General features: G+C 49.3%; 20 protein-coding genes. 14 read left to right on the top strand and 6 right to left on the bottom strand.

The genetic code is table 11. The features are described from left to right. Positions 1 to 48: 48 nt before the first annotated feature. The 8 genes from rpsM (at position 49) to arfA (ending at position 4,089) form a co-directional block, all read left to right on the top strand. Positions 49 to 405, top strand: coding sequence for a 30S ribosomal protein S13 (rpsM, locus tag BEB42_RS24885; protein ID WP_000090775.1), 357 nt, complete (start codon positions 49 to 51; stop codon positions 403 to 405). A gap of 16 nt (positions 406 to 421) precedes the next feature. Further along, a complete protein-coding gene (gene rpsK / locus BEB42_RS24880; protein ID WP_001029684.1) occupies positions 422 to 811 on the top strand; it encodes a 30S ribosomal protein S11 in 390 nt (129 codons plus the stop codon). Positions 812 to 844: 33 nt separating this feature from the next. Next, on the top strand, positions 845 to 1,465 hold the full coding sequence (gene rpsD, locus BEB42_RS24875; protein ID WP_000135224.1) for a 30S ribosomal protein S4: 621 nt from the start codon (positions 845 to 847) through the stop codon (positions 1,463 to 1,465). A gap of 25 nt (positions 1,466 to 1,490) precedes the next feature. Then, on the top strand, positions 1,491 to 2,480 hold the full coding sequence (locus BEB42_RS24870) for a DNA-directed RNA polymerase subunit alpha (RefSeq protein WP_001162094.1): 990 nt from the start codon (positions 1,491 to 1,493) through the stop codon (positions 2,478 to 2,480). 40 nt (positions 2,481 to 2,520) lie between these two features. Next, the gene (gene rplQ / locus BEB42_RS24865; RefSeq protein ID WP_001216368.1) at positions 2,521 to 2,904 is read left to right on the top strand and encodes a 50S ribosomal protein L17; all 384 of its coding nucleotides are present in this window, start codon (positions 2,521 to 2,523) and stop codon (positions 2,902 to 2,904) included. 106 nt (positions 2,905 to 3,010) lie between these two features. Beyond that, a complete protein-coding gene (locus BEB42_RS24860; RefSeq protein WP_000266532.1) occupies positions 3,011 to 3,379 on the top strand; it encodes a DUF1992 domain-containing protein in 369 nt (122 codons plus the stop codon). A 10-nt stretch (positions 3,380 to 3,389) separates the two neighbouring features. Then, complete coding sequence (zntR, locus tag BEB42_RS24855; RefSeq protein WP_000285607.1) at positions 3,390 to 3,815, top strand: Zn(2+)-responsive transcriptional regulator; 426 nt, start codon at positions 3,390 to 3,392, stop codon at positions 3,813 to 3,815. A 55-nt stretch (positions 3,816 to 3,870) separates the two neighbouring features. Then, positions 3,871 to 4,089, top strand: coding sequence for an alternative ribosome-rescue factor ArfA (gene arfA, locus BEB42_RS24850; protein ID WP_000092697.1), 219 nt, complete (start codon positions 3,871 to 3,873; stop codon positions 4,087 to 4,089). On the opposite strand, the gene mscL is transcribed toward arfA, so the two are convergent. The 5 genes from mscL to def all read right to left on the bottom strand — a co-directional run bounded on the left by mscL (position 4,086) and on the right by def (position 8,835). Then, positions 4,086 to 4,496: a large-conductance mechanosensitive channel protein MscL gene (gene mscL, locus BEB42_RS24845; protein ID WP_000022442.1), complete on the bottom strand. Its 411-nt coding sequence runs from the start codon at positions 4,494 to 4,496 to the stop codon at positions 4,086 to 4,088. The genes arfA and mscL overlap by 4 nt on opposite strands. Before the next feature lie 129 nt (positions 4,497 to 4,625). Beyond that, on the bottom strand, positions 4,626 to 6,002 hold the full coding sequence (gene trkA / locus BEB42_RS24840; protein ID WP_000691382.1) for a Trk system potassium transporter TrkA: 1,377 nt from the start codon (positions 6,000 to 6,002) through the stop codon (positions 4,626 to 4,628). A gap of 21 nt (positions 6,003 to 6,023) precedes the next feature. After that, positions 6,024 to 7,313, bottom strand: coding sequence for a 16S rRNA (cytosine(967)-C(5))-methyltransferase RsmB (gene rsmB, locus BEB42_RS24835; protein WP_000744790.1), 1,290 nt, complete (start codon positions 7,311 to 7,313; stop codon positions 6,024 to 6,026). Between the two features lie 50 nt (positions 7,314 to 7,363). Then, positions 7,364 to 8,311, bottom strand: a complete 948-nt coding sequence (gene fmt, locus BEB42_RS24830; protein ID WP_000004452.1) for a methionyl-tRNA formyltransferase — start codon at positions 8,309 to 8,311, stop codon at positions 7,364 to 7,366. 14 nt (positions 8,312 to 8,325) lie between these two features. Beyond that, positions 8,326 to 8,835 carry a peptide deformylase gene (gene def, locus BEB42_RS24825; protein WP_000114984.1) on the bottom strand — a complete coding sequence of 170 codons (510 nt, stop codon included), beginning with the start codon at positions 8,833 to 8,835 and terminating at the stop codon, positions 8,326 to 8,328. 129 nt (positions 8,836 to 8,964) lie between these two features. Here def and dprA point away from each other — a divergent pair, with 129 nt between their 5' ends. From dprA to BEB42_RS24795, 6 genes are read left to right on the top strand one after another with little or no spacing between them, the layout of a single operon-like run. Then, complete coding sequence (gene dprA, locus BEB42_RS24820) at positions 8,965 to 10,089, top strand: DNA-protecting protein DprA (RefSeq protein ID WP_000228564.1); 1,125 nt, start codon at positions 8,965 to 8,967, stop codon at positions 10,087 to 10,089. Then, a complete protein-coding gene (gene smg / locus BEB42_RS24815; RefSeq protein ID WP_000460672.1) occupies positions 10,061 to 10,534 on the top strand; it encodes a DUF494 family protein Smg in 474 nt (157 codons plus the stop codon). The genes dprA and smg overlap by 29 nt, the downstream gene beginning before the upstream one ends. Before the next feature lie 28 nt (positions 10,535 to 10,562). Further along, a complete protein-coding gene (locus BEB42_RS24810) occupies positions 10,563 to 11,105 on the top strand; it encodes a DNA topoisomerase family protein (protein WP_001129718.1) in 543 nt (180 codons plus the stop codon). A 4-nt stretch (positions 11,106 to 11,109) separates the two neighbouring features. Then, positions 11,110 to 11,682 (top strand): L-threonylcarbamoyladenylate synthase type 1 TsaC, encoded by a 573-nt coding sequence (gene tsaC, locus BEB42_RS24805; RefSeq protein WP_001353637.1) that lies wholly within the window; start codon positions 11,110 to 11,112, stop codon positions 11,680 to 11,682. A 4-nt stretch (positions 11,683 to 11,686) separates the two neighbouring features. Further along, positions 11,687 to 12,505, top strand: a complete 819-nt coding sequence (gene aroE, locus BEB42_RS24800; RefSeq protein WP_000432882.1) for a shikimate dehydrogenase — start codon at positions 11,687 to 11,689, stop codon at positions 12,503 to 12,505. Beyond that, positions 12,502 to 12,759, top strand: coding sequence for a DUF1488 domain-containing protein (locus BEB42_RS24795; RefSeq protein WP_001070585.1), 258 nt, complete (start codon positions 12,502 to 12,504; stop codon positions 12,757 to 12,759). The genes aroE and BEB42_RS24795 overlap by 4 nt, the downstream gene beginning before the upstream one ends. Here the strand turns inward: BEB42_RS24795 and BEB42_RS24790 are convergent. After that, positions 12,735 to 13,289 carry a gamma carbonic anhydrase family protein gene (locus BEB42_RS24790; RefSeq protein WP_001286221.1) on the bottom strand — a complete coding sequence of 185 codons (555 nt, stop codon included), beginning with the start codon at positions 13,287 to 13,289 and terminating at the stop codon, positions 12,735 to 12,737. The two genes, BEB42_RS24795 and BEB42_RS24790, sit on opposite strands and share 25 nt — an antisense overlap. Positions 13,290 to 13,692 lie beyond the last annotated feature (403 nt).

Genomic DNA, 13,692 nt, shown 5'->3' with positions numbered 1-13,692 from the left:
ACGGGCTTTTCAGCATGGAACGTACATATTAAATAGTAGGAGTGCATAGTGGCCCGTATAGCAGGCATTAACATTCCTGATCATAAGCATGCCGTAATCGCATTAACTTCGATTTATGGCGTCGGCAAGACCCGTTCTAAAGCCATCCTGGCTGCAGCGGGTATCGCTGAAGATGTTAAGATCAGTGAGCTGTCTGAAGGACAAATCGACACGCTGCGTGACGAAGTTGCCAAATTTGTCGTTGAAGGTGATCTGCGCCGTGAAATCAGCATGAGCATCAAGCGCCTGATGGATCTTGGTTGCTATCGCGGTTTGCGTCATCGTCGTGGTCTCCCGGTTCGCGGTCAGCGTACCAAGACCAACGCACGTACCCGTAAGGGTCCGCGCAAACCGATCAAGAAATAATCGGGGTGATTGAATAATGGCAAAGGCACCAATTCGTGCACGTAAACGTGTAAGAAAACAAGTCTCTGACGGCGTGGCTCATATCCATGCTTCTTTCAACAACACCATCGTGACTATCACTGATCGTCAGGGTAACGCGTTGGGTTGGGCAACAGCCGGTGGTTCCGGTTTCCGTGGTTCTCGCAAATCCACTCCGTTTGCAGCTCAGGTTGCAGCAGAGCGTTGCGCTGACGCCGTGAAAGAATACGGCATCAAGAATCTGGAAGTTATGGTTAAAGGTCCGGGTCCAGGCCGCGAATCTACTATTCGTGCTCTGAACGCCGCAGGTTTCCGCATCACTAACATTACTGATGTGACTCCGATCCCTCATAACGGTTGTCGTCCGCCGAAAAAACGTCGCGTATAACGCCTCGTTTTCCAGGTTTGTTGGAGAAAGAAAATGGCAAGATATTTGGGTCCTAAGCTCAAGCTGAGCCGTCGTGAGGGCACCGACTTATTCCTTAAGTCTGGCGTTCGCGCGATCGATACCAAGTGTAAAATTGAACAAGCTCCTGGCCAGCACGGTGCGCGTAAACCGCGTCTGTCTGACTATGGTGTGCAGTTGCGTGAAAAGCAAAAAGTTCGCCGTATCTATGGTGTGCTGGAGCGTCAGTTCCGTAACTACTACAAAGAAGCAGCACGTCTGAAAGGCAACACCGGTGAAAACCTGTTGGCTCTGCTGGAAGGTCGTCTGGACAACGTTGTATACCGTATGGGCTTCGGTGCCACTCGTGCAGAAGCACGTCAGCTGGTTAGCCATAAAGCAATTATGGTAAACGGTCGTGTTGTTAACATCGCTTCTTATCAGGTTAGTCCGAATGACGTTGTAAGCATTCGTGAGAAAGCGAAGAAGCAGTCTCGCGTGAAAGCCGCTCTGGAGCTGGCTGAGCAGCGTGAAAAGCCAACCTGGCTGGAAGTTGATGCTGGCAAGATGGAAGGTACGTTTAAGCGTAAGCCGGAGCGTTCTGATCTGTCTGCGGACATTAACGAACACCTGATCGTCGAGCTTTACTCCAAGTAAAGCTTAGTACCAAAGAGAGGACACAATGCAGGGTTCTGTGACAGAGTTTCTAAAACCGCGCCTGGTTGATATCGAGCAAGTGAGTTCGACGCACGCCAAGGTGACCCTTGAGCCTTTAGAGCGTGGCTTTGGCCATACTCTGGGTAACGCACTGCGCCGTATTCTGCTCTCATCGATGCCGGGTTGCGCGGTGACCGAGGTTGAGATTGATGGTGTACTACATGAGTACAGCACCAAAGAAGGCGTTCAGGAAGATATCCTGGAAATCCTGCTCAACCTGAAAGGGCTGGCGGTGAGAGTTCAGGGCAAAGATGAAGTTATTCTTACCTTGAATAAATCTGGCATTGGCCCTGTGACTGCAGCCGATATCACCCACGACGGTGATGTCGAAATCGTCAAGCCGCAGCACGTGATCTGCCACCTGACCGATGAGAACGCGTCTATTAGCATGCGTATCAAAGTTCAGCGCGGTCGTGGTTATGTGCCGGCTTCTACCCGAATTCATTCGGAAGAAGATGAGCGCCCAATCGGCCGTCTGCTGGTCGACGCATGCTACAGCCCTGTGGAGCGTATTGCCTACAATGTTGAAGCAGCGCGTGTAGAACAGCGTACCGACCTGGACAAGCTGGTCATCGAAATGGAAACCAACGGCACAATCGATCCTGAAGAGGCGATTCGTCGTGCGGCAACCATTCTGGCTGAACAACTGGAAGCTTTCGTTGACTTACGTGATGTACGTCAGCCTGAAGTGAAAGAAGAGAAACCAGAGTTCGATCCGATCCTGCTGCGCCCTGTTGACGATCTGGAATTGACTGTCCGCTCTGCTAACTGCCTTAAAGCAGAAGCTATCCACTATATCGGTGATCTGGTACAGCGTACCGAGGTTGAGCTCCTTAAAACGCCTAACCTTGGTAAAAAATCTCTTACTGAGATTAAAGACGTGCTGGCTTCCCGTGGACTGTCTCTGGGCATGCGCCTGGAAAACTGGCCACCGGCAAGCATCGCTGACGAGTAACCGGATCACAGGTTAAGGTTTTACTGAGAAGGATAAGGTCATGCGCCATCGTAAGAGTGGTCGTCAACTGAACCGCAACAGCAGCCATCGCCAGGCTATGTTCCGCAATATGGCAGGTTCACTGGTTCGTCATGAAATCATCAAGACGACTCTGCCTAAAGCGAAAGAGCTGCGCCGCGTAGTTGAGCCGCTGATTACTCTTGCCAAGACTGATAGCGTTGCTAATCGTCGTCTGGCATTCGCCCGTACTCGTGATAACGAGATCGTGGCAAAACTGTTTAACGAACTGGGCCCGCGTTTCGCGAGCCGTGCCGGTGGTTACACTCGTATTCTGAAGTGTGGCTTCCGTGCAGGCGACAACGCGCCGATGGCTTACATCGAGCTGGTTGATCGTTCAGAGAAAGCAGAAGCTGCTGCAGAGTAATCTGAAGCAACGTAAAAAAACCCGCCCCGGCGGGTTTTTTTATACCCGTAGTATCCCCACTTATCTACAATAGCTGTACTCTTTTTGTTCATCCCCTGGAGTATTTATGTGGTTACTTGACCAGTGGGCAGAGCGTCATATTACTGAGGCACAATCCAAAGGTGAGTTTGATAATCTTCCGGGAAGTGGCGAGCCATTGATTCTGGATGATGATTCACACGTGCCACCGGAATTACGTGCGGGGTATCGCTTGCTGAAGAATGCCGGTTGCTTACCGCCAGAACTTGAGCAGCGGAGGGAAGCAATACAGCTTCTGGATATCCTCAAAGGTATCCGTCATGATGATCCGCAATATCAAGAGGTTAGTCGTCGATTGTCATTACTGGAATTGAAGCTGCGACAAGCTGGATTGAGTACCGATTTTTTACGCGGCGATTATGCTGACAAGTTGTTGGACAAAATCAACGATAACTAGTGGAGTATGTATGTATCGCATTGGTGAGCTGGCAAAAATGGCGGAAGTAACACCCGACACGATTCGTTATTACGAAAAGCAGCAGATGATGGAGCATGAAGTACGCACCGAAGGTGGGTTTCGCCTGTATACTGAAAGCGATCTCCAGCGATTGAAATTTATCCGCCATGCCAGACAACTTGGTTTCAGTCTGGAGTCGATCCGCGAGTTGCTGTCGATCCGTATCGATCCTGAACACCATACCTGTCAGGAGTCAAAAGGCATTGTGCAGGAAAGATTGCAGGAAGTCGAAGCACGGATAGCCGAGTTGCAGAGTATGCAGCGTTCCCTCCAACGCCTTAACGATGCCTGTTGTGGGACCGCTCATAGCAGTGTTTATTGCTCGATTCTTGAAGCCCTTGAACAAGGGGCGAGTGGCGTTAAGAGTGGTTGTTGATTTTTTGCACTGGCGGGATTACACTCGCGCCGTTAAATAACCAACTGGAGTTTTTATGAGCCGATATCAGCATACTAAAGGACAGATAAAAGATAATGCGATAGAAGCATTGCTACATGATCCTTTATTCCGACAGCGTGTAGAGAAAAATAAGAAGGGGAAAGGTAGTTACATGCGGAAAGGAAAACATGGCAATCGGGGAAACTGGGAGGCCAGTGGCAAGAAAGTAAATCACTTTTTTACCACTGGCCTTCTGCTTTCAGGGGCTTTTTAAGAGCGGTTATTCTGCTCTTTCAGCAAATCACGAATTTCTGTCAGTAATACTTCTTCTTTAGTTGGCGCTGGCGCGGCTGCCGGTTCTTCTTTCTTACGATTCAGTTTGTTGATTAGCTTAATTGCCATGAAGATGGCAAAGGCCACAATCAGAAAATCAAAGACGTTTTGAATGAAGACACCGTAATGCATAACGACAGCAGGGATATCCCCCTGCGCATCGCGTAGCGTGACAGCAAACTGTTTAAAGTCGATCCCGCCAATTAATAAGCCCAACGGTGGCATGATGATATCGGCAACCAGTGAAGAGACAATCTTTCCGAATGCCGCTCCGATAATGACACCCACCGCCAAATCCACTACGTTTCCGCGCATCGCAAATTCGCGAAATTCTTTAATAATGCTCATGTTATTCTCCCTATGAAGCCGACAACCATAAGTCTAACAAATGTTAAGCCATTTTCCTGCCAGGAATGAATTTAATTAATCCTTGAGAATCAAAGGGAAATAATAAGGCGTCATAAGACGCCTTATTAATTACAAAAAGAATGGACTTGGCTGGAAGAGTCTTTCGACGTCGGTAATAAACTTTTTATCTGTGAGGAACATAATTACGTGATCGCCTTGCTCAATGCGCAGATTGTCATTAGCAATCATCACATCATTGCCGCGCACCACAGCACCAATAATCGTTCCTGGCGGTAGCTTGATTTCATCAATGACTCTGCCGACAACGCGTGAGGTGCTTTCATCACCGTGAGCAACGGCTTCAATAGCTTCTGCAACACCGCGGCGCAATGAGGAAACACCAACAATATCGGCTTTTCGCACATGGCTAAGCAACGCAGAAATAGTTGCTTGTTGTGGTGAAATCGCAATATCGATCACGCTCCCCTGAACCAGATCCACATAAGCGCGACGCTGGATCAATACCATCACCTTTTTCGCCCCCATACGTTTGGCAAGCATGGCGGACATGATATTGGCTTCGTCATCGTTGGTGACGGCAATAAACAGATCAACTTGATCGATATGTTCTTCGGCCAGCAGTTCTTGATCCGACGCATCACCAAAAAAGACGATCGTATTCTGCAACTTTTCCGCCAGTTCGGCAGCGCGCTGCTGATTACGTTCGATGAGTTTAACGCTGTAATCTTTTTCCAGACGACGCGCCAGCCCTGCACCGATATTACCACCACCAACCAGCATGATCCGCTTATACGGTTTTTCCAGACGTTGCAATTCACTCATCACCGCGCGGATGTGTTGTGAAGCGGCAATAAAGAACACTTCATCACCCGCTTCAACAATGGTCGAACCTTGCGGACGAATAGGGCGATCGTGGCGGAAAATGGCTGCCACACGAGTATCGATATGCGGCATATGTTCGCGCATGGTCGAAAGTGCATTACCAATCAGCGGGCCGCCATAATAGGCTTTAACCACAGCCAGGCTGACTTTACCCTCAGCGAAGTTCACCACCTGCAATGCGCCGGGATACTCAATCAGTCGGTAAATATTATCGATAACCAACTGCTCTGGTGCGATCAGATGATCAATCGGCACAGCATCTGAATGAAATAGCTTATCGGCATCGCGCACGTAGTCAGGTGAGCGGATACGAGCGATGCGATTAGGGGTGTTGAAAAGTGAGTAGGCTACCTGGCAGGCAACCATATTGGTTTCATCTGAACTGGTTACAGCAACCAGCATATCGGCGTCGTCGGCACCTGCCTCCCGCAATACGCGTGGATGAGAGCCATGCCCCTGCACGACCCGCAGGTCAAATTTATCCTGCAAGGTCCGCAGACGCTCACCGTTGGTATCGACAACAGTAATATCGTTGTTCTCGCCAACCAGGTTTTCCGCCAGTGTGCCGCCAACCTGGCCGGCACCCAGAATGATAATTTTCATCAGTCGCGACCCGTTATCTCATCACTTTTTGATTAGCTTAGCGTAAAAGAAGCCGTCGCCCTCTTCGGCACCAGGCAGATTTTGTTTACCCGGTTGCTCTGGTGTTCCTGTTTCGCAAAGTTCGGCATCAGCGGTACGTTGCAAAAAGGCTTTAATCTGCAGGCTATTCTCTTCCGGTAACACCGAACAGGTGGCATAGATCAGGGTTCCACCGGATTTTAAATGCGGCCAAATGGCGTCGAGAATTTCAGACTGCAATTGCGCGAGTTCCGGGATATCGCGATCGCGACGTAACCATTTAATATCCGGATGGCGACGAATCACACCGGTTGCTGAACAAGGCGCATCTAATAAAATGCGATCAAACTGTTGCTCGCCACACCATTGGGAAGGGTAGCGACCATCACCTTGTTTCACGGTCGCCTTCATACCAAGGCGTTTTAAATTGTCGTAAACGCGAGAGAGGCGCTGTTCGTCAATATCAACCGCAACAACCTGCGCTTCTGGTGCCACCTCAAGGATATGCGTTGTTTTACCGCCGGGGGCAGCGCAAAGATCCAGAATGTGTTCACCATTTTGTGGCGCAAGCCAGGCCATGCAACCTTGTGCTGATGCATCCTGAACGGTAACCCATCCTTCTTCAAAACCTGGTAGCACATGAACAGGTGCAGGTGTTTCCAGCCGTACAGCATCAGGGTAATCCGCATGCGGGAAACCTTTCATTCCTGCTTCATCCAGCAATGCAAGCCAGCTGTCGCGGGAATGATGCGTACGATTAACGCGCAGCCACATTGGTGGACGCTGGTTATTGGCTTCAATGATGGATTGCCATTGCTCTGGATACGCTTTTTGCAGACGCTTCAGCAACCAGGAAGGATGCAGATAACGTGCATCACTGGCATTAAACTCGGCTAATAACTCTTCTTGCTGACGCTGGAACTGGCGTAATACGCCGTTAATCAACCCTTTAAGTTGCGGACGCTTAATTGCGACAGCACCTTCAACCGTTTCAGCCAGCGCAGCATGAGGTGGAATGCGGGTATAAAGCAGTTGATACAAACCAACCATAATCAGGTAATGCACAGTGCGCTGTTTGCCGGTCATCGGACGGGCCATTAACTTATTAATCAGCCAGTCTAACTGTGAAAGCGTACGCAGTACGCCAAAGCACAACTCTTGAAGAAGTGCTTTGTCTTTATCGGAAACTTTTTGCTGGAGCGGTGGCAGAATGTTGCTTAATGATTGCCCTTGCTCGACGACTTGTTCAACGGCCTGTGCCGCCATACTACGTAAATTACGTTGTTTTTTCATAAATATAAAATAAAAATGCCCGGCAAGACCGGGCTTAGAAGAGTGGACTATCAGGCCAGACGGTTGCCCGGAACAAACCATTCCCGACGAGAATTCAGGAGGTCTTGCGCGCTCATTGCTTTCTTACCCGCAGGTTGTAACGAGAGCAGGTTCAGGATGCCATCACCCGTCGCAACCTGAATGCCTTGTTTGTTGGCTTCAAGGATCGTTCCTGGGGCAGCGTTGGTTGCCGTATCAATGACCGATGCTTTCCAGACTTTAACCGGCTGTCCTTCAATTTCCAGCCAGCTCATCGGCCACGGATTAAAAGCGCGAATGCAGCGTTCAAGCTGTGCTGCCGAGAGTGACCAGTCAATACACGCTTCTTCTTTACTCAACTTTTCAGCGTAAGTGACAAGAGTTTCGTCCTGAACTTCTGGTTTCGCCGTGCCGTCTGCCAGTTGTTTCAACGTGGTGATAAGCCCTTGTGGCCCAAGCTCTGCCAGTTTGTCGTACAACGTACCACTGGTATCTTCTGCAGTAATCGGGCAGGAGAGCTTATAGAGCATGTCACCGGTGTCTAAACCAACATCCATTTGCATAATGGTCACACCAGTTTCTGCATCACCCGCCCATAGTGAGCGTTGGATTGGTGCAGCACCGCGCCAGCGTGGCAGCAGTGAACCATGAACGTTGATACAGCCAAGACGCGGCATCTCCAGCACAGCTTTCGGCAGAATTAAACCATAGGCGACGACGACCATAACATCAGCCTGCAGGTCGGCGACCAGTTGCTGGTTTTCTTGTGGACGCAGGGAAACAGGTTGAAAAACGGGCAGACCTTTTTCCTCAGCCAGAACTTTAACCGGGCTGGGCATCAGTTTTTTACCGCGTCCTGCCGGTCGGTCTGGCTGGGTGAACACGCCAACGACGTTATGACCAGAAGACAACAGCGCGTCGAGATGACGCGCTGCAAAGTCAGGTGTACCCGCAAAAATAATACGTAGTGATTCTGACACGTTAATTCTAATCCTTAAGCCCGGGCTTTCAGACGATCCAGTTTTTCAACTTTCTGACGAATACGTTGTTGTTTCAGCGGTGACAGATAATCCATAAACAGTTTGCCGACCAGGTGATCCATCTCATGCTGAATACAGATGGCTAACAGACCGTCTGCTTCCAGTTCAAATGGTTTACCGTCGCGGTCCAGGGCGCGAATTTTAACTTTCTCTGCGCGTGGCACTAAAGCACGTTGTTCAGGGATCGACAGGCAACCTTCTTCAATGCCTGTTTCGCCGCTTTTTTCTAAAAGCTCCGGATTGATTAACACCAGCCGTTCGTCACGGTTTTCCGAAACATCGATAACAATGATACGTTGATGGATATCAACCTGGGTTGCCGCCAGGCCAATACCTTCTTCTGCGTACATCGTCTCGAACATATCATCGACGATACGCTGAATTTCTGCATTCACTTCTTCTACCGGTTTAGCAACTTTGCGAAGCCGCTCGTCCGGAATATGTAACACTTGCAAAACTGACATAAATCTCCAGAGATGTGTTCAGGAGTTAGAAAGATTATTTCTTCTATTCTAGACAAATCCCCCTCTGATTGACAGCATCACTGACCAATCGCAAAGATTGCTAAGGCTGCTTATGGCAGGGAGATAAGGATGGTCGATACAGAAATTTGGCTGCGTTTAATGAGCGTCAGCAGCTTGTACGGCGATGATATGGTCCGTATAGCTCACTGGCTGGCAAAACAGTCGCATATTGATGCGGTTGTATTGCAGCAAACAGGGCTTACATTGCGGCAGGCACAACGCTTTCTTTCATTTCCGCCAAAGAGTATTGAGAGCTCACTTTGTTGGTTGAATCAACCAAACCATCATTTAATCTCAGCGGATAGTGAATTTTATCCTTCCCAACTTCTGGCGACAGCAGATTACCCCGGTGCGCTGTTTGTTGCTGGAGAACTGCGCGCATTGCATTCATTTCAGCTTGCTGTAGTGGGGAGTCGGGCGCATTCATGGTATGGCGAACGCTGGGGACGATTATTTTGCGAAACTCTGGCGACGCGTGGAGTGACAATTACGAGTGGACTAGCGCGAGGAATCGATGGTGTGGCGCATAAAGCGGCCTTGCAGGTGAATGGCGTCAGCATTGCTGTATTGGGGAATGGACTTAATACCATTCATCCCCGCCGCCATGCCCGGCTGGCTACCAGTCTGCTTGAACATGGCGGAGCTCTCGTCTCGGAATTTCCCCTCGATGTTCCACCTCTTGCTTACAATTTCCCGCGAAGAAATCGCATTATCAGTGGTCTAAGTAAAGGTGTACTTGTGGTGGAAGCTGCTTTGCGCAGTGGTTCGCTGGTGACAGCGCGTTGTGCGCTTGAACAGGGGCGAGAAGTTTTTGCCTTGCCAGGTCCAATAGGGAATCCGGGAAGCGAAGGGCCTCACTGGTTAATAAAACAAGGTGCGATTCTTGTGACGGAACCGGAAGAAATTCTGGAAAACTTGCAATTTGGATTGCACTGGTTGCCAGACGCGCCTGAAAATTCATTTTATTCACCAGATCAGGAAGACGTGGCATTGCCATTTCCTGAGCTCCTGGCTAACGTAGGAGATGAGGTAACACCTGTTGACGTCGTCGCTGAACGTGCCGGCCAACCTGTGCCAGAGGTAGTTACTCAACTACTCGAACTGGAGTTAGCAGGATGGATCGCAGCTGTACCCGGCGGCTATGTCCGATTGAGGAGGGCATGCCATGTTCGACGTACTAATGTATTTGTTTGAAACCTATATTCACACAGAAGCTGAGTTGCGTGTGGATCAAGACAAACTTGAACAGGATCTTACCGACGCAGGATTTGATCGAGAAGATATCTACAATGCCCTGCTTTGGCTGGAAAAGCTTGCGGATTATCAGGAAGGACTGGCAGAACCGATGCAACTGGCCTCTGATCCACTCTCCATGCGTATTTATACCCCTGAAGAGTGTGAAAGACTGGATGCCAGCTGTCGTGGTTTTCTGCTTTTTCTTGAGCAAATTCAGGTGCTTAACCTTGAAACCCGTGAAATGGTGATAGAGCGAGTGCTCGCGCTGGATACCGCTGAGTTCGACCTGGAAGACCTGAAATGGGTAATCCTGATGGTGTTGTTCAATATTCCGGGCTGCGAAAATGCGTACCAGCAAATGGAAGAATTACTCTTTGAAGTGAATGAAGGTATGCTGCATTAATCATTTCTTTAATTCAGCATAAGTTGTTATGGCGAAATCAGCACTGTTCACGGTGCGTAATAATGAGTCCTGCCCAAAGTGCGGGGCTGAACTGGTTATTCGATCCGGGAAACACGGTCCGTTTCTTGGATGCTCACAGTATCCGGCGTGTGACTACGTCCGTCCTCTGAAATCTTCAGCGGATGGACATATCGTCAAAGTTCTGGAGGGACAGATTTGCCCTGCATGCGGCGCAAATCTGGTCTTACGCCAGGGGCGCTTTGGTATGTTTGTTGGTTGCAGTAACTATCCTGAATGCGAACATACCGAACTTATCGATAAACCGGACGAAACAGCAATTACATGTCCCCAATGTCGGACGGGCCATCTGGTCCAGCGCCGCTCCCGTTATGGCAAAACATTTCATTCCTGTGATCGCTACCCGGAGTGTCAATTTGCCATTAACTTCAAACCTATAGCCGGAGAATGCCCTGAGTGTCATTATCCGCTACTCATCGAAAAGAAAACCGCGCAGGGTGTAAAACACTTTTGTGCCAGTAAACAATGTGGAAAGCCGGTTTCGGCGGAATAATAACGTGAATAATAACCTGCAAGGAGACGCTATCGCAGCTGCGATAGATGTCCTCAATGAAGAACGTGTCATCGCCTATCCCACGGAAGCCGTTTTCGGTGTCGGGTGCGATCCTGATAGCGAAACAGCAGTGATGAGACTGTTGGAACTAAAACAGCGTCCGGTTGATAAGGGGCTGATTTTAATCGCGGCAAATTACGAGCAGCTTAAACCCTATATTGATGACTGCATGCTGACTGATGCGCAGCGTGAAACCATTTTTTCTCGCTGGCCAGGTCCCGTCACCTTTGTCTTTCCCGCGCCTGCGACAACACCGCGCTGGTTGACAGGCCGCTTTGATTCGCTTGCTGTACGAGTCACCGACCATCCGTTGGTGGTTGCTTTGTGCCAGGCTTATGGTAAACCGCTGGTTTCTACCAGTGCCAACTTGAGTGGATTGCCGCCTTGTCGAACAGTAGACGAAGTTCGCGCACAATTTGGCGCAGCGTTCCCGGTTGTGCCTGGTGAAACGGGAGGGCGTTTAAATCCTTCAGAAATCCGCGATGCCCTGACGGGTGAACTGTTTCGACAGGGGTAACATAATGGAAAACTATGCTGTTTTTGGTAATCCAATAGCCCACAGCAAATCGCCATTCATTCATCAGCAATTTGCTCAGCAATTGAATATTGAACATCCCTATGGGCGCGTGCTGGCACCTATCAATGATTTCATTAACACACTGAACGCTTTCTTTAGTGCTGGTGGTAAAGGAGCGAATGTGACGGTGCCTTTTAAAGAAGAGGCCTTTGCCAGAGCTGATGAACTTACTGAACGGGCAGCGTTGGCTGGTGCTGTTAATACCCTCAAGCGGTTAGAAGATGGACGCCTGCTGGGTGACAATACCGATGGCGTAGGCTTGTTAAGCGATCTGGAACGTCTGTCTTTTATCCGCCCTGGTTTACGTATTCTACTCATCGGCGCTGGTGGGGCGTCTCGTGGTGTATTACTTCCACTCCTTTCTCTGGACTGCGCGGTGACAATCACTAATCGGACGCTATCCCGCGCGGAAGAGTTGGCTAAATTGTTTGCGCACACAGGCAGTATTCAGGCGTTGGGTATGGACGAACTGGAGGGGCATGAGTTCGATCTCATTATTAATGCAACATCCAGTGGCATCAGTGGTGATATTCCCGCGATCCCGGCATCGCTCATTCATTCAGGCATGTGTTGCTATGACATGTTCTATCAGAAAGGAAAAACACCTTTTCTGGCATGGTGTGAGCTGCGAGGTTCAAAGCGTAATGCGGATGGATTGGGGATGCTGGTGGCACAGGCGGCTCATGCCTTTCTTCTCTGGCACGGTGTTCTGCCTGACATAGAACCAGTTATAAAGCAATTGCAGGAGGAGTTGTCCGCGTGAATCAGGCCATCCAGTTTCCGGACAGGGAAGAGTGGAACGAGAGTAAAAAATGCGTTTGTTTTCCCGCTCTTGTAAATGGTATGCAGCTCACTTGCGCTATTACTGGAGAGAGTCTGGCGAACCGCTTTGCAGGAGATACGCCAGAACAGTGGTTAGCGAGTTTTCGTCAGCATCGCTGGGACCTGGAAGAAGAAGCAGAAAGCTTGATTCAGGATCAAAGCGAAGATGATCAAGGTTGGGTTTGGTTACCCTGATCCAGATACTCGTCCTTCCATTTCACGTAGTTATTCGCGGAATAGCGTAACCCGGCCTTCTCTTCATCACTTAACGGGCGGATCTGTTTGACGGGGCTACCGAGATACAGATATCCGCTCTCCAGCCGTTTATTTTGTGGGACCAGGCTACCCGCACCAATCATCACATCATCTTCTACTATTGCACCATCAAGTAAAATTGATGCCATCCCAACCAACACTCGATTGCCAATGGTGCAGCCGTGGAGCATCACCTTGTGACCAACAGTGACATCTTCGCCAATGGTTAATGGGCTGCCATCTGGGTTGTACGAGGATTTATGAGTGACATGCAACATACTGCCATCCTGGATATTGGTGCGTGCTCCGATCTGTACATAATGTACATCTCCACGAATCACAACGAGCGGCCAGATCCCCACATCATCAGCCAGACGAACGTCACCAATCACGACGCTGCTATCGTCGATCATTACGCGCTGACCGATTTGTGGAAAAAGATCGCGGTATGGGCGTAAAACATCAGACATACTCACCTCAACAATAAATGATTTCCTAATGACTTTGGGTGCATTATTGGCCTAGTGCAAGTCTTTTAGTATGCAAAAAAGCACCGTTTTGTGTGCGAATGCAGCAAAAAGGGTGAAAAAACAACAAACAGAAAAAAAGATCAAAAAAGTACTTGTGCAAAAAATTGGGATCCCTATAATGCGCCTCCGTTGAGACGACAACGTGAAACACTTCACAAGATGGTCGTAACAACAAAGAGAAAAAATCCTGAAATTCAGGGTTGACTCTGAAAGAGGAAAGCGTAATATACGCCACCTCGCGACAGTGAGCTGAAAGCCGCGTCGCAACTGCTCTTTAACAATTTATCAGACAATCTGTGTGGGCACTCGAAGATACGGATTCTTAACGTCGCAAGACGAAAAA

The sequence above is a fragment of the Escherichia sp. MOD1-EC5990 genome, from assembly GCF_002965285.1.
GTDB lineage: Bacteria > Pseudomonadota > Gammaproteobacteria > Enterobacterales > Enterobacteriaceae > Escherichia > Escherichia coli_F.
This window is presented reverse-complemented; position numbering and strand designations above follow the sequence as displayed.

What these genes read in the sequence shown, in the direction of transcription:
- rpsK (WP_001029684.1), top strand. Translation starts at nt 422, where the DNA reads ATGGCAAAGGCACCAATTCGTGCACGTAAACGTGTAAGAAAACAAGTC.
- rpsD (WP_000135224.1), top strand. Translation starts at nt 845, where the DNA reads ATGGCAAGATATTTGGGTCCTAAGCTCAAGCTGAGCCGTCGTGAGGGC.
- BEB42_RS24870 (WP_001162094.1), top strand. Translation starts at nt 1,491, where the DNA reads ATGCAGGGTTCTGTGACAGAGTTTCTAAAACCGCGCCTGGTTGATATC.
- rplQ (WP_001216368.1), top strand. Translation starts at nt 2,521, where the DNA reads ATGCGCCATCGTAAGAGTGGTCGTCAACTGAACCGCAACAGCAGCCAT.
- BEB42_RS24860 (WP_000266532.1), top strand. Translation starts at nt 3,011, where the DNA reads ATGTGGTTACTTGACCAGTGGGCAGAGCGTCATATTACTGAGGCACAA.
- zntR (WP_000285607.1), top strand. Translation starts at nt 3,390, where the DNA reads ATGTATCGCATTGGTGAGCTGGCAAAAATGGCGGAAGTAACACCCGAC.
- arfA (WP_000092697.1), top strand. Translation starts at nt 3,871, where the DNA reads ATGAGCCGATATCAGCATACTAAAGGACAGATAAAAGATAATGCGATA.
- mscL (WP_000022442.1), bottom strand. Translation starts at nt 4,496, where the DNA reads ATGAGCATTATTAAAGAATTTCGCGAATTTGCGATGCGCGGAAACGTA.
- trkA (WP_000691382.1), bottom strand. Translation starts at nt 6,002, where the DNA reads ATGAAAATTATCATTCTGGGTGCCGGCCAGGTTGGCGGCACACTGGCG.
- rsmB (WP_000744790.1), bottom strand. Translation starts at nt 7,313, where the DNA reads ATGAAAAAACAACGTAATTTACGTAGTATGGCGGCACAGGCCGTTGAA.
- def (WP_000114984.1), bottom strand. Translation starts at nt 8,835, where the DNA reads ATGTCAGTTTTGCAAGTGTTACATATTCCGGACGAGCGGCTTCGCAAA.
- dprA (WP_000228564.1), top strand. Translation starts at nt 8,965, where the DNA reads ATGGTCGATACAGAAATTTGGCTGCGTTTAATGAGCGTCAGCAGCTTG.
- smg (WP_000460672.1), top strand. Translation starts at nt 10,061, where the DNA reads ATGTTCGACGTACTAATGTATTTGTTTGAAACCTATATTCACACAGAA.
- BEB42_RS24810 (WP_001129718.1), top strand. Translation starts at nt 10,563, where the DNA reads ATGGCGAAATCAGCACTGTTCACGGTGCGTAATAATGAGTCCTGCCCA.
- aroE (WP_000432882.1), top strand. Translation starts at nt 11,687, where the DNA reads ATGGAAAACTATGCTGTTTTTGGTAATCCAATAGCCCACAGCAAATCG.
- BEB42_RS24790 (WP_001286221.1), bottom strand. Translation starts at nt 13,289, where the DNA reads ATGTCTGATGTTTTACGCCCATACCGCGATCTTTTTCCACAAATCGGT.